18 protein-coding genes and 1 riboswitch are annotated in these 19566 nt (G+C 71.1%); of the genes, 5 read left to right on the forward strand and 13 right to left on the reverse strand.

Going from position 1 to position 19566, the window contains the following annotated elements:
* Positions 1-63 precede the first annotated feature (63 nt).
* A riboswitch (cobalamin riboswitch) is annotated at positions 64-253 on the reverse strand.
* 160 nt (positions 254-413) lie between these two features.
* Positions 414-887 carry a carboxymuconolactone decarboxylase family protein gene (locus ACYVD5_RS06610; RefSeq protein WP_461000017.1) on the reverse strand — a complete coding sequence of 158 codons (474 nt, stop codon included), beginning with the start codon at positions 885-887 and terminating at the stop codon, positions 414-416.
* A gap of 108 nt (positions 888-995) precedes the next feature.
* Positions 996-1898 carry a helix-turn-helix transcriptional regulator gene (locus ACYVD5_RS06615; RefSeq protein WP_461000018.1) on the reverse strand — a complete coding sequence of 301 codons (903 nt, stop codon included), beginning with the start codon at positions 1896-1898 and terminating at the stop codon, positions 996-998.
* Between the two features lie 223 nt (positions 1899-2121).
* Here ACYVD5_RS06615 and ACYVD5_RS06620 point away from each other — a divergent pair, with 223 nt between their 5' ends.
* The gene (locus tag ACYVD5_RS06620; protein ID WP_461000019.1) at positions 2122-2841 is read left to right on the forward strand and encodes a type 1 glutamine amidotransferase domain-containing protein; all 720 of its coding nucleotides are present in this window, start codon (positions 2122-2124) and stop codon (positions 2839-2841) included.
* Positions 2842-3188: 347 nt separating this feature from the next.
* On the opposite strand, the gene ACYVD5_RS06625 is transcribed toward ACYVD5_RS06620, so the two are convergent.
* Positions 3189-3668 (reverse strand): ArsR/SmtB family transcription factor, encoded by a 480-nt coding sequence (locus tag ACYVD5_RS06625; protein ID WP_461000020.1) that lies wholly within the window; start codon positions 3666-3668, stop codon positions 3189-3191.
* Between the two features lie 118 nt (positions 3669-3786).
* Here ACYVD5_RS06625 and ACYVD5_RS06630 point away from each other — a divergent pair, with 118 nt between their 5' ends.
* On the forward strand, positions 3787-5829 hold the full coding sequence (locus ACYVD5_RS06630; protein WP_461000021.1) for a heavy metal translocating P-type ATPase: 2043 nt from the start codon (positions 3787-3789) through the stop codon (positions 5827-5829).
* Positions 5830-5897: 68 nt separating this feature from the next.
* On the opposite strand, the gene ACYVD5_RS06635 is transcribed toward ACYVD5_RS06630, so the two are convergent.
* From ACYVD5_RS06635 to ACYVD5_RS06655, 5 genes are all read right to left on the reverse strand, one after another.
* Positions 5898-7439: a tripartite tricarboxylate transporter permease gene (locus ACYVD5_RS06635; RefSeq protein WP_461000022.1), complete on the reverse strand. Its 1542-nt coding sequence runs from the start codon at positions 7437-7439 to the stop codon at positions 5898-5900.
* Positions 7440-7500: 61 nt separating this feature from the next.
* Positions 7501-8268, reverse strand: a complete 768-nt coding sequence (locus ACYVD5_RS06640; RefSeq protein WP_461000023.1) for a tripartite tricarboxylate transporter TctB family protein — start codon at positions 8266-8268, stop codon at positions 7501-7503.
* Positions 8268-9227 carry a Bug family tripartite tricarboxylate transporter substrate binding protein gene (locus tag ACYVD5_RS06645; RefSeq protein WP_461000024.1) on the reverse strand — a complete coding sequence of 320 codons (960 nt, stop codon included), beginning with the start codon at positions 9225-9227 and terminating at the stop codon, positions 8268-8270. The genes ACYVD5_RS06640 and ACYVD5_RS06645 overlap by 1 nt, the downstream gene beginning before the upstream one ends.
* Before the next feature lie 298 nt (positions 9228-9525).
* Positions 9526-10308, reverse strand: coding sequence for an enoyl-CoA hydratase-related protein (locus ACYVD5_RS06650; protein ID WP_461000025.1), 783 nt, complete (start codon positions 10306-10308; stop codon positions 9526-9528).
* Between the two features lie 6 nt (positions 10309-10314).
* Positions 10315-11529, reverse strand: coding sequence for a CaiB/BaiF CoA transferase family protein (locus ACYVD5_RS06655; protein WP_461000026.1), 1215 nt, complete (start codon positions 11527-11529; stop codon positions 10315-10317).
* A gap of 99 nt (positions 11530-11628) precedes the next feature.
* Here ACYVD5_RS06655 and ACYVD5_RS06660 point away from each other — a divergent pair, with 99 nt between their 5' ends.
* The gene (locus tag ACYVD5_RS06660; RefSeq protein WP_461000027.1) at positions 11629-12444 is read left to right on the forward strand and encodes an IclR family transcriptional regulator; all 816 of its coding nucleotides are present in this window, start codon (positions 11629-11631) and stop codon (positions 12442-12444) included.
* Between the two features lie 34 nt (positions 12445-12478).
* Here ACYVD5_RS06660 and ACYVD5_RS06665 read toward each other — a convergent pair whose 3' ends face one another.
* The gene (locus ACYVD5_RS06665) at positions 12479-13228 is read right to left on the reverse strand and encodes an ion channel (RefSeq protein ID WP_461000028.1); all 750 of its coding nucleotides are present in this window, start codon (positions 13226-13228) and stop codon (positions 12479-12481) included.
* A gap of 379 nt (positions 13229-13607) precedes the next feature.
* On the opposite strand from ACYVD5_RS06665, the gene ACYVD5_RS06670 reads away from it, so the two are divergent.
* Complete coding sequence (locus ACYVD5_RS06670) at positions 13608-13943, forward strand: ArsR/SmtB family transcription factor (protein WP_461000029.1); 336 nt, start codon at positions 13608-13610, stop codon at positions 13941-13943.
* Positions 13943-14671: a cation diffusion facilitator family transporter gene (locus tag ACYVD5_RS06675; protein WP_461000030.1), complete on the forward strand. Its 729-nt coding sequence runs from the start codon at positions 13943-13945 to the stop codon at positions 14669-14671. The genes ACYVD5_RS06670 and ACYVD5_RS06675 overlap by 1 nt, the downstream gene beginning before the upstream one ends.
* Positions 14672-14746: 75 nt before the next feature.
* On the opposite strand, the gene ACYVD5_RS06680 is transcribed toward ACYVD5_RS06675, so the two are convergent.
* The 4 genes from ACYVD5_RS06680 to ACYVD5_RS06695 form a co-directional block, all read right to left on the reverse strand.
* Positions 14747-15586, reverse strand: a complete 840-nt coding sequence (locus ACYVD5_RS06680) for a carbohydrate ABC transporter permease (protein ID WP_461000031.1) — start codon at positions 15584-15586, stop codon at positions 14747-14749.
* Positions 15579-16580 carry a carbohydrate ABC transporter permease gene (locus ACYVD5_RS06685; RefSeq protein WP_461000032.1) on the reverse strand — a complete coding sequence of 334 codons (1002 nt, stop codon included), beginning with the start codon at positions 16578-16580 and terminating at the stop codon, positions 15579-15581. Before ACYVD5_RS06685 ends, ACYVD5_RS06680 begins: the two co-directional genes overlap by 8 nt.
* A gap of 61 nt (positions 16581-16641) precedes the next feature.
* Positions 16642-17937: an ABC transporter substrate-binding protein gene (locus ACYVD5_RS06690; RefSeq protein ID WP_461000033.1), complete on the reverse strand. Its 1296-nt coding sequence runs from the start codon at positions 17935-17937 to the stop codon at positions 16642-16644.
* 310 nt (positions 17938-18247) lie between these two features.
* Positions 18248-19273 (reverse strand): LacI family DNA-binding transcriptional regulator, encoded by a 1026-nt coding sequence (locus ACYVD5_RS06695; RefSeq protein WP_461000034.1) that lies wholly within the window; start codon positions 19271-19273, stop codon positions 18248-18250.
* Between the last annotated feature and the right edge of the window lie 293 nt (positions 19274-19566).

A 19566-nucleotide genomic window follows, 5' to 3' on the forward strand; every position in this document is an offset into this window, starting at 1 on the left:
GGTGTCGGTTCGCGGTGTCCGTGCATGGCGAAAGCCTGTCCTCCCTGGGGTAATCCGCCCCGGATCGTGAGGCACGACGGCGTGAGTCTCCTGGCTCGCGGGTCTGCGCTGTGGTCCGGGCCTTCCCATCCCCTCAGGGACAGTGGCGGGGTCGGACGGGCTCGCCGCTCACAGTGGCGGCACCGCGCCGGTTTTGCACCGGTCTTCCTCGGTCCGCCGTCGTGGTGGTCAGCCGCAATTCTGACATACCGCCCCGAAAGCGGCTGATGGTGCCCGTTACCCGGAGCGATGAGCGGCTCCGTTGCGGGGCGGGCAGCACAACGCCCCGGGCACCGTCGAGGGTGCCCGGGGCGAGCGCTGCGGTACCGCCCGTCCTGCGGTACCGACGCACTGGTGTGCTGCCGTACTTGCCGTTAGCCCAACTGGCCGGGCTGGTAATCGCCGGCGGGCTGCTGGATCATGACGTTGGCGCGGTTGAAGGCGTTGATGATCGCGATCAGGGCCACCAGGGCGCCCAACTGCTCCTCGTCGTAGTGCTGCGCCGCATCGGCCCACGCCTCGTCGGTGACACCGCCGGCCGCGTCGGCAATGCGGGTGCCCTGCTCGGCGAGTTCCAGCGCGGCGCGCTCGGCGTCGGTGAACAGCGTGGCCTCGCGCCAGGCGGCGACCATGTTGATGCGGGTGGCGGTCTCGCCGTCGTGGGCGGCGTCCTTGGAGTGCATGTCGGTGCAGAATCCGCAGCCGTTGATCTGGCTGGCGCGCAGCAGCAGCAGGTGCTGCGTCGCGGTCGGCAGCGACGATCCGGCGACCACCTTGCTCGCCGAGACGAAGTGCTGCAGGGCCTTCATTGCGACCGCGTTGTCGTAGATGTTCAAACGAGCAGTCATGGTGCGCTCCTTGGCGTTGCCTTGCCGTTGCTTTCATGCCTTTGACAACGCGGCTCGGCCGAATGTGACAGGAGCGGATGTGACTTGGGTCTCGCCCGGGCGGTGCGGCTAGCCGCCGCCGGCGCGGTCGGAGCCGGGCCGGAGGCCGGGGTCGGGGTCGGGGGCCGTTCCGGTGCGGGTCCAGCTCGCGAGGAGATCCAGTGCCCGTTCCGAGGGCGACCCCGCCTCGGCGGTGTAGACGAACAAGGCGGTGTCGGGGTCTCCGGGCAGGTAGAGGGTTTCGTATTCGACGGTCAGTTCGCCGACCAGCGGGTGGCGGAGCCGCTTGGAGCCGTGCGTGCGCTGGTGCACGCGGTGCTGCTCCCACCACCGGCCGAACTCGGGACTGTGCTCGCGCAGGTCGGCGATGAGATCGGCCGTGGCCTGGTCGTGGGGGTCGCGGCCGGCGTCGAGCCGCAGGCTCTCGACGGCGGCGCGCGCTTGGTCGGCCCAGTCGGCGAACAGGGAGCGGGCGCCGTCGTCGAGGAGCATCCAGCGTGCGTAGTTGCGGTCGCGGTGGGGCATCCGCTCGAAGTCGGCGAACAGCGCCCGCGCCATCCGGTTGGCGGCCAGGATGTCGGTGCGGCGGCCCAGGACGAGGACGGGCTCGCCGTCGAGCGCGTCGAGGAGCTGGTAGATGCCGGGCCGGACCCGCTGGACGCCGCGGGGCCGGTGCCGTACCGGTGCCGCCTGCACGCCGATGAGGTCCTGCAGGTGCGCGCGCCCGGCCGCGTCGAGGCCGAGTGCGCCGCCCAGCGCCTCGACCACGGCAGGCGAGGGGGTGATGGGGCGGCCCTGTTCGAGGCGCGCGTAGTAGTCGGTCGAGACCCCCGCCAGCAGGGCGACCTCTTCGCGGCGCAGGCCCGGCACCCGGCGGACGCGGCTGTCCGCGGGCAGGCCGGAGCGCGCCGGATCGCCCTGGCTGCGGGCCCGTTTCAAGAAGTCGGCCAGTTCGCGGTTGCTCTTACCCACGCTTCCCAGTGTCGCCGATACCGGGGGTTCCCGCCTGGACCGCCGAGTCCTAGGTCCGCCCGTCCGCGGCAGCACAGGGCACGGTATGCGCCCTGTGCGGCGGGAGGCGGTGAACCACGCTGAATACGGGCCGGCTGTTCGGCCGCCCCCAAGAGACCGGCGGCCGGCCGCCCCGCCGCCCGGCCCCGGCCGGTACCCGCCACCCGCAGAGAGGAACAGCCCCATGGGCAACAAGATCCTGATCGTCATGTCCGCAGCCGATGTCTGGGAGCGCACCGACGGTTCGGCATACCCGACCGGCTACTGGGCCGAGGAGGTGGCCGCCCCGCACGCACTGTTCACCGAGGCCGGCTACACGGTCGACTTCGCTTCGCCGGGCGGGGTCCTGCAACCGCTCGACCAGCACAGCGCCGACCCGGAGGTCGCGGGAGCCGACTGCGCACGCCACGTGGCGCACGCCGAGAAGGCCCTGCGCGAGCACGGGCCGCTGCTGCGGCTCGCCGAGGTCGGTCTCGGCGCCTACGCCGCGGTGGTCCTGCCCGGCGGCCACGGCCCGGTCGTCGACCTCTACCGCGACGCCGACCTCGCCCGGCTGCTGAGCGGGGCGGATGCGGCCGGCAAGCTCATCGGAGCCGTGTGCCACGGTCCCGCCGGCCTGCTCAGCGCCGTGGACGCGGCGGGCGACTGGCTCTTTGCCGGACGCCGGATGACCGCGTTCACCGACGAGGAGGAGCAGATGTTCGGCACCGCTGAGGGCGCCCCGTGGCTGCTCGCCTCCCGGCTGCGCGAGCTGGGCGCGGACCACTCCGGCGGCCCGGCCTTCGAGGAGTACAACGTGCGCGACGGCAACCTGTTCACCGGCCAGAACCCCGCTTCCAGCGCCGCCATGGCCGCGGGCATGATCGCGGCCCTCGCCGATACGGGGACGCACGCGGCGCGGTAACGCGGTGCGCCCCACCGATGCCCGGTGCCGGGTGCCACGGCTACGCGGAGATGCGGCCCTTTCCCAGCGGGGGAAGGGCCGCGCGCATGAGCGTCGAACGGTCGTACAGGGCGGTGCCCGCCTCGGCTGCGGCCGCGGCACCGGGTCCGCTGGGCGGCCTTGTCGCCGGCCGGGTGACGGGTGACGGGTTGGTCCGGAGTGAGAAACGGCGCCGGAGGGCGGCGGTCGCCCGGGTGGGTGCCCGCATGGTCCCTTATGCCCGTTTCCGAGGCCGTATGCGGAAACGATCATGCGGAAATGCCGTGATCCGGGACTTGATCCGGGCATTTCCGCAGGGTCGGCGCCGGCTACCGCAGGGCGGCGCCCGCCTCTGCATCGGCCGCGGCACCGGGCCCGCTACCGGCTCGGGTACCGGCTCCGGTATCGGCCGCGCCCGCGGCGTCGGCGGCCTCAGCGGGCTCGGCGCCCTCGTCGCCCGCCGCGCCCGCGCGCAGGTGCTCGACGTGGTAGAGCGCGTGGTCCAGCAGTGCGGCGACGTGGTCGTCGTGCAGATCGTAGACCACCGAACGGCCCTGGCGGGTGCCCACCACCAGGCCCAGGTTGCGCAGCAGGCGGAGCTGGTGCGAGCACGCCGACTGCTCCAGGCCCACTTCGGCGGCCAGCGCGGTGGCCGGCAGCGGGCCCTCGCGCAGGCGGGCGAGAATCAGCAGGCGAGAGGGAGTGGCCAGTGCTTGCAGGGTAGTGGCCACCTGCTCGGCGTCGGCCGCGTCCAGCCGGGTGCGGGGGACGTCCTGCGCGGTCTGCGCGGTGGTGACTCGATGACCCATGCCCCCACCCTACTGGAGTACAAATGAACACTTGAATTAATGTTCATGCGTTCCTGTAAGGTGGGGTCCGGGTTCCTCGGCACCCGTTCCCGATCGACACCGCGTGGAAGGACTCCCCGTGCCTGCAGTGCTCACCCGCCCGGCGCCCGGCGCCGGGCAAGCGCCCGGGCGCCTGGCCCGCACACTCGCGCTGCCCGAGGTGCGCTGGGCCGCCATCGCCCTGGCACTGTTCCTGGCCGCGCTGCCGCTGCACCTGCTCGGCGCGCCCACCTGGACGTGGGGGCCGCTGTACGCGCTGACCTACGCCGCAGGCGGCTGGGAACCCGCGCTCGAAGGACTGCGGGCGCTGCGCGACAAGCGGCTGGACGTCGACCTGCTCATGGTCGCCGCCGCCCTGGGCGCGGCGGCGATCGGGCAGGCACTCGACGGCGCACTGCTCATCGTCATCTTCGCCACCTCCGGCGCACTGGAGGCCCTGGCCACCGCCCGCACCGCCGAATCGGTGCGCGGGCTGCTCGACCTCGCCCCGCAACAGGCGGTCCGCCTGGGCCCCGGCGGCACCGAGGAAACCGTCCCTGCCGCCGACCTGCGCCCGGGCGAACTGCTGCTGATCCGGCCGGGCGAACGCGTGGGCGCCGACGGCCGCGTGGTCGACGGTGCGAGCGAGGTCGACCAGGCCTCCATCACCGGCGAACCGCTGCCAAGGGCCAAACAGGTCGGCGACGAGGTCTTCGCGGGCACCGTCAACGGCACCGGCGCCCTGCGCGTGGCCGTCGAGCGGGACCCGGCCGACTCGGTGATCGCGCGCATCGTGGCCATGGTCGAGGAAGCCACCCGCACCAAAGCGGGCACGCAGCTGTTCATCGAAAAGGTCGAGCAGCGCTACTCGATCGGCATGGTCGCCGCCACGGTCGCCCTGTTCGTGATTCCGCTGCTGTGGGGTGCCGCGCTGGAACCCACCCTGCTGCGGGCCATGACCTTCATGATCGTCGCCTCCCCCTGCGCGCTGGTGCTGGCCACCATGCCGCCGATGCTCGCGGCGATCGCCAACGCCGGCCGCCACGGGGTGCTGGTCAAGTCCGCCCGGGCGCTGGAGCGGCTCGCCTCGACCGACCGGGTCGCCCTGGACAAGACCGGCACCCTGACCGAGGGCGCGCCGCACGTGGTCGAGGTCGCCCCGCTGCCTGGCTCCGACCTGGACGAGGACGCGCTACTCGGACTCGCCGCCGCAGCCGAGTACCCCAGCTCGCACCCATTGGCCACCGCCGTCACCGGGGCGGCCCGCGACCGCGGCCTGGCGATCGCGCCCGCGGCCGGCTTCTCCTCGGCACCCGGGCGCGGCGTCTCGGCGGAGGTCGCCGGCACCAGAGTCGAGGTCGGCTCGCCGGCGCACCTGCTGGATCCGGATGCGGCCACCGCGCCGGAGGCCGCTGCCACCGCCGCCGCCGAGCTGGCGGCGCAGCTGGAGGAGCGCGGCCGCACCGCCGTACTCGTACTGGCCGACGGCCGCCCGGCCGGGCTGCTGGGCATCGCCGACCGGCTGCGCCCCGGCGCGGCCGACGCGATCGCCCAGCTCGGCGCGCTGACCACCGCCCCGCCGCTGCTGCTCACCGGCGACAACCCGCGCGCGGCCGCCCAAACGGCGGCCGAGGCCGGTATCACCGAGGTCCGCGCCGGGCTGCTGCCCGCGGACAAGGTCACCGCGGTGCGCGCCGCCGAGGACGGCGGGCACCAGGTGCTGATGGTCGGCGACGGAGTCAACGACGCTCCGGCCCTGGCCGCGGCCGGCACCGGCATGGCCATGGGCCGCGCCGGCTCCGACCTCGCCCTGGAGAGCGCCGATGCCATCGTCGTCCGCGACGAACTGGCGGCCGTCCCCGCCGCCCTCCGCTTGGCCCGCCGCGCCCGCAGGCTGGTCGCCCAGAACCTGGCCATCGCCGGGGTGTTCATCGCCGTCCTGGTGGTGTGGGACCTGGCGGGCACCCTGCCGCTCCCGTTGGCCGTCGCAGGCCACGAGGGTTCGACCATCCTGGTCGCCCTGAACGGCCTCCGCCTCCTCAGCGAAGGCGCCTGGCGCAACGCCCGCAAGAGCGCCGCGGTCCCCGCCGGCAAACCCGCCGCCGAGCCCCCGCGCACACGCGAGCCGGCGCCGGAGGCGTGACGGCCACTGGCCGATCGACCATGCAGAAATGCCCAAAACCAGCGCTGGTTTTGGGCATTTCTGCATGATCACCCCCGGTCGGCGCCCGCTCCTGCCCGCGGGGTCAGGATCGGGGCCACCGCCCGCTTGAGGAGAGGGCGGACCGCCGGGGCGCACAGCAGTAGGACCATCACGACCAGCAGCACCTGCGAAGGTGTCCGCTGCAGGAACAGCCCCAGGCCGCCTTCGAGCAGCAAGGTCTGGCGCAGCGTCTCCTCGGCGATGGGACCCAGCACCAGGGCGATGACCGTGGCCGCCGGTGCCAGGCCGTACATGCGCATGAAGAAGCCGAGCACCCCGCAGATGAACATGATGCCGACCTCCACCACGCTGCCGTTGACCGCGAAGGTGCCGAAGGCGCACAGGATGATGATCATCGGCCCCAGGATGCGGAAGGGCGTCCTGGTCACGCTGGCGAACAACGGGATGCAGAACACGCTCACCAGCACCAGCATCACGTTGCCCAGGTACATGCTGGCGATCAGGCCCCACGCGAAGTCGGGGTTCTGGCTCATCAGCAGCGGTCCGGGCTGCAGGCCCCACATCAGGAACCCGCCCAGCAGCACGGCGGTGGAGGCCGAACCGGGGATGCCCAGCGTCAGCAGCGGCACCATCGCGCCGGTGGCCGCGGAGTTGTTCGCCGACTCCGGGCCCGCCAGGCCCTCGATGGCGCCGTTGCCGAAACGCTCGGGCCGCTTGGACAGGCCCTTCTCCACGCTGTAGGAGATCAGCGACGCCACGGTGGCGCCCGCGCCGGGGATCACGCCGAGGACGAACCCCATCGGGGTGCCGCGCATGATGGGTCCCCGCGACTCGCGCAACTCCTGGCGGCTCGGCCAGAACGCGCCGGCGCGCCGGTTCAGCTGCATCGGCGACGCGCTCTCGCGGTGGCCGCCCTTGTAGAGGGTCCACAGGATCTCGCCCAGGCCGAACAGCCCGATGGCGACCGGAATGAAGTGGATCCCGTTGATCAGTTCGGTGGAGCCGAACGTGTAGCGCTGCTCGCCGCCGCCGACGTCGATGCCGACGGTGCCGATGGCGAAGCCGATCAGCACCGAGAGCAGGCCGCGCATCCAGTTGCGCCCGACGAGCACGATGAGCGTGAGCAGCCCGATGACCACCAGCAGGAACAGCTCCGGCGGCCCGAACGACGAGGCGACCCCCGCCATCAGCGGGGCGGTGATCGTCAGCAGCACGACCGCGATCGTGCCGGCGACGAACGAGCCCAGCGCCGCGATGACAAGGGCGGGGCCTGCTCGGCCGCGGCGGGCCATCGGGTGGCCCTCCAGTGTGGCGGGCACCCCGGCGGCGTCGCCGGGCGTGTTGATCAGCACCGAGGTGATCGTGTTGCCGTACATGGCGCCGTAGTAGACGGCCGCCAGCATGACGATCGCGGTGGTGGGTTCGAGCCCGAAGGTCAACGGGAGCAGGATGGCCAGCCCCGCCGAGGGCCCCAGGCCGGGGATCGCGCCGACGAACATGCCCACGAGCACGCCGACGCACAGGAAGAGGAGGGTGGTGGGCGACAGCACTCCGACGATGCCGTTCACCAGGTTGGCGAAGATGTCCATGCCAGGCTCCGAGGGATCTGCCGGTGTCGGCGTTGCGGTCGGGTTCGCGGGGTCGCCGCCGTCACAGGATCGGGAGGATCCCGGGCGGCAGCGGCGCGTTGAGCCAGAGGACGAACACGGTGTAGAGCGCCGCTGGGAAGACCGCGCCCAGCAGCACCGAGCGCAGCGGGTGCGACCGGTCGCACAGCAGTAGCGCGGCGATGAGCGCGAGCGTTCCGGTGATCACCGCGCCCACGGGAACCATCACGGTGACGAACGCGGCGAGGATCAGGCACAGGGCCGCGACCGTCCAGGGGTAGCGCTGCTGGGACTGCGCAGGTGCGGGGGCCGGCTCGGCCGGCGTTCCGGCCTGCTCGTCCCGGTCGTCCTGCTCGTCCGGCCCGGCCTGCTCGTCCTGCCCGGCCTGCCCGACCTGGTCCGCCGCCGCCCGCCGCAGCTCGCGCATCCGCACGAGCGCACTGCGCACGGCACCGATGACGCACACGGCCAGCCCCAGGCCGCCGATGATCCGCGGGAAGAGGCCGGCGCCCACCCGGCCGGCAGTGGTCTGCCACTCCATGTCGAAGGCCATTGCGGTATAGACGGCCAGCACCGCGCCGACGACCAGGTAGAACACGGTCTCCCCGGACACCGGCCGCGGCGGCCGGGATTCCGCTGCGGAACCTGCGGGGCCGGGGCCGCCGGTCTCCGCGGCTTCCGCGTTTGGCCCGGGCTCTCCGGGCTGCGCGGTCTCCGCGGCACCGGCGGCGGCGCCGGCCTCTCCGTCCGCCCCGGGCTCCGCCGCGCGTTGGAACGGCAGCCGCAGCTTGGGAGTCGGCGTCTTCGCCATCAGATGGCCCCCTGCTTCTTCAGCTCCTCCTCGAACCGCGTACCGGTGGTCTCCAGGTAGGAGGTGAAGTCGTCGCCCCAGCGGACGTCCGCGCTGAGGTGGTTCTTGTCCAGGTACTCCTGCCAGGCCTTGGTCTTGACCACCTTCTTCATGGTCGAGATCCACCAGTCGCGGGCGTAGTCGGGGGTGTCGGGCGGCAGGATGAGCCCGCGGGGCATCGAGACGAGCCCTTCGTAGCCGAGCTCCTCGCCGGTGGGCACGTCGGGCAGATCTTCCATGCGCTCCTTTCCGGTGAACAGCAGCGGGTTCACGTCGCCGCTTTCGACCTGGCCCATGATGGAGCCGGGGTTGGAGACCATGGCGTCGATCGAGCCCGAGGACAGGGCCGTCTGGAGCTGGCCCTCCTCGTTGAAGGGGACGTACTCGATTTCGTAGCCGGCCTGGTCGGCCAGCGCGGCCTGCAGGATGTAGTCGACGTTGACCGTGCCGATCCCGCCGACCGACACCTTGCCCTTGTCCTTGGCGTGGGAGACCCAGTCCTCCCAGCTGGTCAGGTCGCTTGCCTTGGGCGTGACGAACAGGGAGTCGTCGGTGGCGAACAGGCCGACGTGGGTGAAGTCGGCGTGGGTCCAGCCGGTATCGGCCTGCAGCGGGGTGGTGATGAACGACCCGGAGGTGGTCGAGATGACGTAGGGGTCGCCGGAGTTGCTGAGCAGGTGGCCCCACCCGGTCGCGCCGCTGCCGCCTTCGCGGTTTTCCACGACGATGTCGGCCGGGTAGAGGTTCTCCTGGTTCAGGATGTCCACAATGGTGCGGGACATGATGTCGTTGCCGCCGCCGGGACCGAACGCGACGGTCCAGTCCAGCTCGCTGCTGGGGTAGTTGTCCGGGTTCTCCTGGACCGATGTGCCTGCGCCGCAGGCGGTGGCCGCGGCCAGCAGGGCGGCCGAGGCGAGCACTGCACCCGCCCGCTTCAAGCCGCCCGCGCGGCCCGGCTCGTGCGGTTCCGGCCGTCCGGATCGCGGCTGTGCTGCCCCCGGCCCTCCGGGGCCCTGCTTGTTCGCTGCTGTGGGGTTGAGCGGCATGGCGGTGCCTCCTTGCCGACACGATGCGTCGTCATCATGGGGGGTCCGCGGACCGACTGTCCGCGGTCGGGTTGTGCGGTCGCTGTGACGGTGCGCGCGGGGGCGGGGCGGCTGCTGCCCGCTCCCCGGCGCTGATGCGGATCGGTCGTGCGGCGGCGGAGGCGCGCCGGTGTCACGACCAGGTGAACTCGGGCGCGCGCTTCTCCAGGAAGGCGCGCACCCCTTCGGCGTAGTCCTCGGTGTCGAAGGACGCATTGCGGAGTTGGGTGGTGTCAGCGTCGTCGCGGCGCTGACCGGCCACGATACGCCGGACCACTTCCTTGGCCGCGCGCACGCTGTACTGCGCGCGGGTGCCGACCAGCTCGGCGAAGTCGTAGACCTGCCCGGAGAGGTCGCCGGGATCGGTCACCACGTCGGCGAGCCCGGTGCGCAGCGCGTGCGCGGCGTCGACGCGCTGGCCGGAGAACAGGATCCACTTGGCCTGGGCGGGCCCGACCAGGTCCACCAGGCGCCGGGTGGACTCCAGGCTGTAGACGAGGCCGAGTTTGGCCGGGGTGATGGCGAACTGCGCGCCGGTGTCGCAGAACCGCAGGTCGCAGGCGAGCGCCAGGCCGCACCCGCCGCCCACGCAGTAGCCGTGCACCATGGCGATGGTCGGTTTGGCCATGCCTTCGAGCGCCTGTTCGGCGGCCGCCACCTGCTCGTTGTAGGACCGGGCGCTCTCGGCATCGGCCCGCACGTCGCGGAACTCGCTGATGTCGGCGCCTGCAGCGAAGGCCTTGGTGCCGGCTCCGCGCACCACCAGCACCTTGACGCGGGGGTCGTCGTCGATCCCGCGCAGCAGGCCGGGCAGCTCCCGGTACATCTCCAGCCGGATGGCGTTGCGGCTCTCGGGCCGGTCGAGGGTGAGCGTCGCCACCGCGCCGGAGTGCTCCACTCGGAGGTCGTCGGACATGGGTGCCTACTTTCCGTGCAGGTCGGGGTGCTCATCGAAGACGACGTTCTCGGCGTAGAGCGCCTCGATCTCGCCGCTGCTGAGCCCGGCGTCGGCGAGGACGTCGCTGGTGTGCTGGCCCAGCCAGGGGGCGGGGCCCTTGATGCCGAAGTCCAGTGAGGCGAACTTGGCGGGCGGGGCGATGGTGCGCATCGACCCGATGATGGGATGGTCGACCTCGTCGATCATGCCGCGGGCGATGACGTGCGGGTCGTCCAGCGCCTCGGCGTAGGTGAGCACCGGCCCGCCGGGCACCCCCGCGCGGTCCAGGATCTTGATCCATTCGGCGGTGGTGCGGGTGGCCGTAACCTCTTCGATCTCCGCTTGGAGTTCGTCGATGTGCTCCATGCGCGCCGCGAGGGTGGCGAAGCGGTCGTCCTCCAGCCATCCGGGCCGGTCGAACGCGTCGGTGACGAGGCGGCGCCACAGCCGGTCGTTGTTGGCGCCGATGGTGACGTAGCCGTCGGCGGTCCGGTAGGCCTGGTAGGGGGTCGACCGGCGGTGGCGGGTGCCGGTCGGTGCGGGCTCCTCGCCGCTGCCGAAGTAGGCGCCCGATTCCCACACGGTCCACGCCAGGCCGGCGTCGACCAGGGAGATGTCGATGTAGTCGCCTTCGCCGGTGGCGCGCCGGTTCAGTTCGGCGGCGAGGATCGAGTAGATGGCGGTGGCGCCGGCGGCGATGTCGTTGATGGCGATGCCCACCTTGGCGGGCCGGCCGTCGGGGTGGCCGGTCATGCGCAGGAAGCCGACCGCTCCCTGGGCCATGATGTCGAAACCGGGCCGGTCGCGGTAGGGCCCGGTCTGGCCGAACCCGCTGATGGAGCAGTAGAGCAGCGCCGGGTTGGCCTCGTGCAGGGATTCGTAGTCGATCCCCAGCCGCTTGACCACGCCCGGCCGGAAGTTCTCGATGACCAGGTCGGCGTTTTCGGCCATGCGGATGAACGCGTCGCGGCCGCGGGGGTCCTTGAGGTCGATCGAGACGCTGCGTTTGCTGCGGTTGGGCATTCCGAACGGGTAGCTCTCGCCGTTGACCTTGGGGGCCAGCCGGCGGGAGTCGTCACCCGTTCCGGGCTGTTCCACTTTGACGACGTCGGCTCCCAGCTCCGCCAGCACCATCGTGCAGTAGGGGCCGGAGAGGAAGCGGGTGAGATCGAGAACCCGGAATCCGTCGAGCGGCTGCATCCACGCACCTGTTCCTGTGTTTCCCGTATAATGGGATGTGATCCCGTATAACAGGAACGTACGATTGCTCACAGGTTAACGTCAATGGGTTGGGCGAAATTGAGCGAGACGACCGAAGGACGCGCCGCCGCCGGCGCGGAGACGAACGGGGCCGCACGGCCGGGTGTGCAGGCGATCGACCGCGCCGTGGCGATCCTGAAATGCTTCAGCCCGCGCCGACCGGAGATGGGCATCAGCGACCTCTCCCGCGCCACCGGGCTCTCGACCAGCACCACCCACCGCATCCTGGCGTCGATGCAGGCCAACGGCCTCGTCCGGCAGACCGCCCAGCGCCAGTACGCCCTCGGCCCGCTACTGGTGCAACTCGCCCGCAGCGGGGCCTTCCCCACTACGCTGCGCGACGCTGCCCTGGGGGCGATGCGCGAACTGCGCGCGATCGTCGACGAGACCGTGGGGCTGCACGAACTGCTTCCGGGCAACCAGCGCGCAGTGGTCGACCAGGTCGAGAGCCACCACGCGCTGCGCCGCACTTATACCGAACTGGGCGCGCCGATCCCGCTGGTCTACGGCGCACCGGGCAAGGCCATGCTGGCGTTCCTGCCGCCCGAACCGGCCGACGAGCTGCTGCGCACCCCCATCGAACCGGTGACACCGGCGACCGTCACCGACCCCGGACTGCTGCGGGCGGAGCTGGAGCGCATCCGCGCCGACGGCTACGCACTGTCGTTCTCCGAGCGCACCCCCGGCATCCGCACGGTGGCGGCGCCGGTCTTCGACCACGAGGCCGTGGTCGGCAGCATCAGCGTCAGCGCCCCCGAGTCGCGGATGCCCGAGGACCGCATGCACGAGCTGGGGCCCGAGGTCTGCCGCTCGGCCCGATCGGTTTCGGCGGTGCTGGGCAGCACCCTGGCGTGAGGCGGGCGTGCGGCGGGCGCCCCGCCGACCGCGGCTACCGCGGGCGGGACCCCTCGGCGGCGGTGCCGCCGGGCCCGCCGGCGGCCTCGGCCGCCTGAGCCGCCTCGGCCGCCTCGACCTTGGCGGCGGCCAGCTCGGCGCGCAGCGACCGCACCTCCTCGGTCAGCTCGGCCATCTGCTTCTGGGTGGCCGCGGCGCTCTCCTGGCCCTCGTTGAACTTCTCGACGAACCAGGAGGCCAGCGTCGCGGTCACCACACCCAGCAGGGCGATTCCGGCGGTGAACAGGACTCCCGCCACCAGCCGGCCCTCCGCCGTGACCGGGTACAAGTCGCCGTAGCCCACGGTCGTCACCGTGGTGGCCGTCCACCACAGCGCGTCGGGGAAGGTGCCGATCACGGATCCGGGTGCGCCGCGCTCGGCATCGAGCACGGCCAGCGCCGCGCAGAACACGATGAGGACGGCGGCGGCGCCGGCGTACCGGGCGACGCTGGCACGCAGGGTCATCCGCGCCCGCTTGTTGAGCAGGCTCAGCACCACGATGGTCTGGACCAGCCGCAGCGACCGGAACATCGGCGCCAGGAGTACCAGCAGGTCGAACCAGTTCCGTTTGGCGAACTCCCAGCGCCGCGGCGCCAGGTACAGCCGCACCAGGTAGTCGGCGCCGAACAGCAGCCAGATGACCAGCATCGCGATATCGCAGGCCGCCTGCCACCGCGCCGAAATCCCGGGGTCGATGATGGGCCAGGCGTAGACCCCCAAGAACGCGGTCGCAGCCGCGATCATGGGCACGAGCGTCCGCCTGCGCCACGCGTCCAGCGCCGCCTCGTCCCGGCGGCACCGCGTCGGGCACCATCTCATCCGGCGCCGCGGCGCCGCGCACACCATCCGCCTCGGTCATGTCCCTGGCCTTTCGAGCCGCTTCGCGCGCGGCGGCGGCCGCTCGCGGGGCCGCCGCGCTGCCGGTCCGCCGGCGGCAACGCTAGCAAGGAACGGGCAAGGCCCCGAACGCCAGGGCAGCCGGGCGCCATGGTGTGACCTGGGGCGACGCAGAAAAGACGGCGAGTAGTGCCGCCGCGGCCGCCGGGTGGCCGCGGCGGCACAGCGAGCAGTGCGCGCTGGTTCACACTTCTGTGGATCCACGATTTTCTGTACTCTGGTCCGCATGAGAGCCATTGCGACCGACGTTGACGCGCTCGCCAGATTCGGCCGGGCGCTGGCCGATCCGATCCGCTGCCGGATCCTGCTGCTGCTGACCGACGCCCCCGCCTACCCCGCCGACGTCGCCGCGGCGCTGGAGATCAGCCGGACGCGGCTCTCCAACCACCTGGCGTGCCTGCGCGACTGCGGCTTGGTGGTCGCCGTTCCGGACGGACGGCGGGTCCGTTATGAGCTGGCCGATTCCCGGTTGGGGCACGCGGTCGGCGACCTCCGCTCCGCGGTGCTGGCCGTCGAGACCGACACCGCCTGCCCCGACGCCGACGAAAAGGACTGCTGCTGATGGCCTCTCCCGGCACATCGACGCCGCCAAGCGAACAGCGCCGCGCGGTGCTGACACGGCGGATCCGCCTCCTGGTCGCCGCGACCATCACCTACAACGCCGTCGAAGCCGTGGTCGCCATCACCGCCGGCGCGCTCGCCTCGTCCACCGCGCTGATCGGTTTCGGCCTGGACTCGGTGATCGAGGTCTCCTCGGCCGCGGCGGTGGCCTGGCAGTTCTCCGCCCGCGACGCCGCCGTGCGCCAGTCCCGCGAGCGCCGGGCGCTGCGGGTCATCGCCGTATCGTTCTTCGCGCTGGCCGCCTATGTCGCCTTCGACGCGGTGCGCTCACTCATCGGCGGGGGCGAGGCCGAGACCTCGCTGCCCGGCATCGTGCTGGCGGCGGCATCGGTCGTGATCATGCCGTTCCTGTCGCTGGCCCAGCGCCGCACCGGCCGCGCGCTCGGTTCGGTCTCGGCGGTGGCCGACTCCAAGCAGACCCTGCTGTGCACGTACCTGTCCGCTGCACTGCTGGTGGGACTGCTGGCCAACGCGCTGCTCGGCTGGGCCTGGGCCGACCCGCTGGTGGCGCTGCTCATCGCCGGGGTGGCGGTCAGGGAAGGCCTTGAGGCCTGGCGCGGCGACTCCTGCTGCGCACCCGCCGGAATCACGGCGGTCGCAGCCCCGGGCGAGTCCGGCGAACAGGACGCCTGCGGGTGCGAGCCGGGCTGCAGCTGCTGCACCGGCTGATACCGGTCCCCGCAGGCCGCGGGCGCCGGGCCGGGATCCGTCCCGGCGCGGGCGCCCGCGGCTGCGGTGGACCGCCTACTTCACTGCGCCGGCCGAAAGCCCCGACACCAGGTGGCGCTGGACCAGCATGAACGCGATGATCACCGGCAGGGAGATCGTCAGCGACGCGGCCAGCAGCTCGTTCCACAGCGTGTCGGTCTGGCTGGTGTACAGCTTCAGCCCGATGGAGAGCGTGCGGGTCTCGGTGTCGGTGAGCACCGAAGCGAACAGCACCTCGCCCCAGGCCGTGATGAACGCGAACACGCCGACGGCCAGGATGCCCGGCCGGGCCACCGGCAGGATCACCCGTACCAGCGCACCGATGCGCCCGGTGCCGTCGATCATCGCCGCCTCTTCCAAGCCCTCGGGGATGGCCTGGAGGTAGCCGACCAGCATCCAGATCGAGAACGGCAGCGCGAACGTCAGGTAGGTGATGATCAACCCGAAGTACGAGCCGGTGAGCTGGATCCCGAAGATCTCCTCACCCTGCACGAACATCAGGAACAGCGGCAGCAGGAAGAGGATCCCGGGGAACATCTGCGTCGACAGCACGGTCATGCTGAACAGGCGCTTGCCCCGGAACCGCAGCCGCGCCAGCGGGTACGCCGCCAGAATCGCGATGACCAGCGCGAGGGCGGTCGCCGTGATCGTGACGATCAGGCTGTTTGTGAGGTACCGCGCCAGCGGAATGGTCGACCACATGTCGATGTAGGGCTGGAACGTGATCCGGTCCGGCACCCAGGTGAACAGCCCGCGGACGTTCTCCAGCGGCTTGACCGACGTCACCACCAGCACGTACAGCGGCATGACGGTGAAGATGGTCAGGAAGGTCAGCGTGATCCAGCGGAACACGCGGAAGCCCGTTGACTCAGTCATTGTCACCCCCCTTGGGCAGGACCATCCGGACGTAGATCGCCGACGCGATGACCAGCGCGATCAGCAGCAGCACGCTCATCGCCGATCCCAGGCCGAAGTTCCAGTTGACGAAGGAGTGCTCGTAGATCAGCGGCGAGATCAGCCGTGCGCTGTCAGGCGAGGTGTCTCCGAAGAGCAGGAACGGGATGTTGAACTCGTTGAATGTCCACAATCCCATGACCAGCAAGACCACGGCGTTGGACGACCGCACCATCGGCATCGTGATGCGCGTGAACCGCTTCCAGGTCGAGGCGCCGTCGATCGCCGCGGCCTCGTACATCTCACCGGGGATGCTCTGCAGCGCGGCCAGCAGCATGAGGAACGCGAACGGCCAGAGCCGCCACACCGAAACGATCACGAGTACCCAGAACGCGTTCTCGCCGATGAGCCAGAACGGGCGCTCGTCCACCAGGCCCAGGTCCTGCACCAGCAGCCGGTTGATCATGCCGTCGCGCTGGTTGAACATGAACGCCCAGATGATCGCGGCCACGTAGACCGGCAGGGCGTAGGGCACCAGGAACAGCGTGCGCAGCACGCCGCGCCCGCGGAAACGGGTGTTGAGCGCGACCGCGGCGGCCATGCCCAGCGCCCAGGAGATCCCGACCACCAGCGCCGTGTACACGATCGTCCGGAACAGGCTCTGGAACAGAGCGCTGCCCAGCGCGCCGCCGGGGTCCAGGCCCCGGACGAAGTTCTCCAACCCCACGAACGGCGCCGAGGTCCAGTTCCGGATCGTCAGCTGCGTCAGCGAGGTGAACGCGATGTAGATCCCCAGGATCATGGGGATGATATGGATCAGCAGTTCCATTACCGCCGCCGGCAGGACCATCCCGTACGGCAGGAAGGACCCGGGGCGCCGGCGCCGCTTGCGGGCACCGCTCGTCGGTTCGGCGGGCGGGGGAGCCTGCCCCTCTGAGGGGGGTGGCGGATCTGCGGTGTCTTCGGTCGTCGACATCATTGCCTCCATCGAACGGCCGCCCCGCCGCGGTCGGGCGGGGCGGCCGAGGGACTAACCGCTAGTTCGCGGCGTCCATCTGGGTTTCGGCCTCCTCCATGGCCTTGCGGACGTCGTCCTCGGTGACCTCGCTGCCGGTCGCCGCGTCGGCGAAGAGCCCGGCGATGGACTCACCCAGCACCGTCTCCATCTGCCCTTCCTCCGGGATCAGCGGCATCGGGGCGGCGTGGTCGGTGAGGATGGTGCGGAAAGTGTCCATGGAGTCGGTCTGCAGGGCCTCGTCGTCATAGGCCTTGGTCGCCACGGGCAGCGTCTGGAACTCCTGCGAGAGGTAGACCTGCTCCTCGGGGCTGGTCAGGTGGTTGACGAGCTGCAGCGCGCCTTCTTTGTTGTCGGTGTCGTTGAAGACGCTGATGTTGATGCCCGCCGCGTGGCTCTGGATCGGCTCGCCGGGAAGCGGGTCCATCATCGGGACCTGGGCGACCTCGTAGTCGTCGAAGTCGCGGGCGGCCATGGTGGTGCGGCCGCTGCCCTGCACGATGACCATCGCCGCGCGCTCGTCGGTGAAGTCGCCGATGGCCTGCGTGCCGTCGCTGAACTCGGCGTTGCCGGGGTCGACGACCTCCTCCTCGGCCATAAGGTCGACCCACATCTTCACCGCTTCGACCTGCTCCGGGGTGGAGAAGGTCGGGCCGCCGTCCTTCCAGAGCTGCCCGCCGTTCTGCAGGCCCAGGATGTGGGCGAGGTGCGAGTTCTGCCGCTCGCTGCCGCCTTCGAGCGCGAAGCCGTACTGGTCGGGCTCGCCGTCGTCGTCGGTGTCCTTGGTCAGCTCCTTGGCGGTGTCGACGAACTCCTCCCACGTCTTGGGCGGCTCTTCGATGCCGGCTTCCTCGAACATGGTGGGGTTGTAGAACAGCGCGTAAGACAGGCCGTACAGCGGCACCGACGTCGGGGCCTCGCCCTCGGCGCCGCCGGTGGCGAAGCTGGTCTCGACGAAGCGGCCCTTGCCGCCGACCGCCTCTAGGTCCGCGCCCTCGTAGGGCACGAACGCGCCGGTCTCCTGCAGGCTGGCGGCCCAGGTGTTGCCGATGTTCAGCACATCGGGCCCGTCGCCGCTGCTGACCGCGGTGAGGATGCGGTTGTAGAGCTCGCTCCACGGGATGACTTCGAGTTCGACCTCGATGCCGGTTTCCTCGGTGAAGCGGTCGAGCGCCGGCTTGAGGACCTTCTTGTCCTCTTCAACGCTGGCGCCCTGGTTGCTGGCCCAGTAGGTCAGCGTCTGGTCGCCGCCGGACTCGCCTCCGGAGCCGCACGCGGTCAATGCCACGACGAGTCCAAGGGCGGTAGAGGCGGACATCAATGCTTTGGCGGGAATCTTCACGACCATCTCCGTTTCTCGTGGTCATGCGAGCCTGCCGTCGTCTTCGGCGCCTGACAGGACGAACGGGGGCCGGCCCCGTGGGGCCGCTGACATGCCTGTTCACTCAATGGGGACTGGATGGGGCTAGCCAATGGGGCTGGCTGGATCTTTCGGACGGCGATGTGCGGGGTTGGTCGGACAGCGGCCCCGCGGACGCCGACCGGGGGCACTGCAACGGATGGTAAACCGGTTTACCAAGCGAGTGTAGGTTAAATCACCAACCTGCAGGAGGGGGGTTATTGAGTCGTTACGCTGCAGACTCTCGGATTTGGAGCTCGCCGGTGAGCACGATCGACTCCGGAGCCGGGTGCCCCTTGAGCATGTCCAGCAGGATCCGGGCCGCCGTACTGCCCAGCGCCCGGTGCCTGCTGCGGATCGTGGTCAGCGGCGGCGAGGTGAACGAGGCCAGGGCGATGTCGTCGAAACCGGCCACCGCCATATCCGCGGGGATCGCCAGCCCCGCCTCACCCAGCACCGAGTACCCGCCGATGGCCATGAGGTCGCTGCCGTAGAAAATCGCCGTGGGCCGCTCGTCCAGCGCCAGAATGCGCTCCGTGGCCTGCGCACCGCCGACGATCGTGTAGCCGCCGTAATCCACCGGCCCCGGCTCCAACCCCGCCTCGCGCACCGCCCGCTCCCAGTGGTCGCGGCGCTGCAGCGCATGCAGCATGCCGGGGTCGCCCTGGACGTGGGCGATACGGCGGTGGCCGCCCTCGGCGAAGTGCCGCACCAGCTGCCCGATCGCCACTTCGGAGTCGTTGACGATCGTGGGAAAGTCCGAAGAGCCCTCCGGCGCACCCACCACGACCGCCGGTGCGCCCATGCGGCGCAGCATCTCCGGGCGCTCGTCATCGACCCGCAGGTCGGTGACCAGGAACCCGTCGACGAAGCGGTCGTTGAACAACCGCTCGTAGGTGGAGGCTTCGGTGCGCGCATCGGGCACGAACCGGATGACCGTGGCGTGTTCCTCACCCGAGAGCACGGATTCGATCCCGGACAGGAACGACGCGAAGAACGCGTCGAAGTCGAGAATCTCCGGCGACCGGCGCACCACCAGGCCGATGGTGCCCAGTGCCTTGCCGTTGAGCGCCCGGGCCGCGTAGCTGGGGCTCCACCCCAGGTCCACGGCGGCTTGGCGGATGCGCTCCCGCGTGTCGGAGCTGACACCGGTCCCGCTGTTGAGCGCGCGCGACACCGCCCCCTTGGTGACACCAGCGCGTTTGGCGACGTCGCTGATAGTGGGGCGTTTGCGTCCCGTCTTCCCGGCTGTCATGGGGACCGATGGTAGCCCTCCGCAAGCACACGTATATCTGCGCAGGGGTGATACCGGCCGCTGCGGCGGCGCCAAGAGCGCGGCGGAACCGGTGGTGGGCGGGGTCCGGCGGCGGCGGGACGGGGAGGGGCGGCCACCGCTACTGGCCGACAGTGGTCGCCGATAATCGCCGGATCCAGCGGCCTTCCGCAAGTATCGGCGCGTATCGGGCATGGATTGCCGCAGCCGTGTTAACCTCGGGCTTTCACGGCGGGCGTGACCGCAGACCCCTCTGGACATGCGAAAGGTGCTTC

This window comes from Streptomonospora sediminis (genome assembly GCF_054778995.1).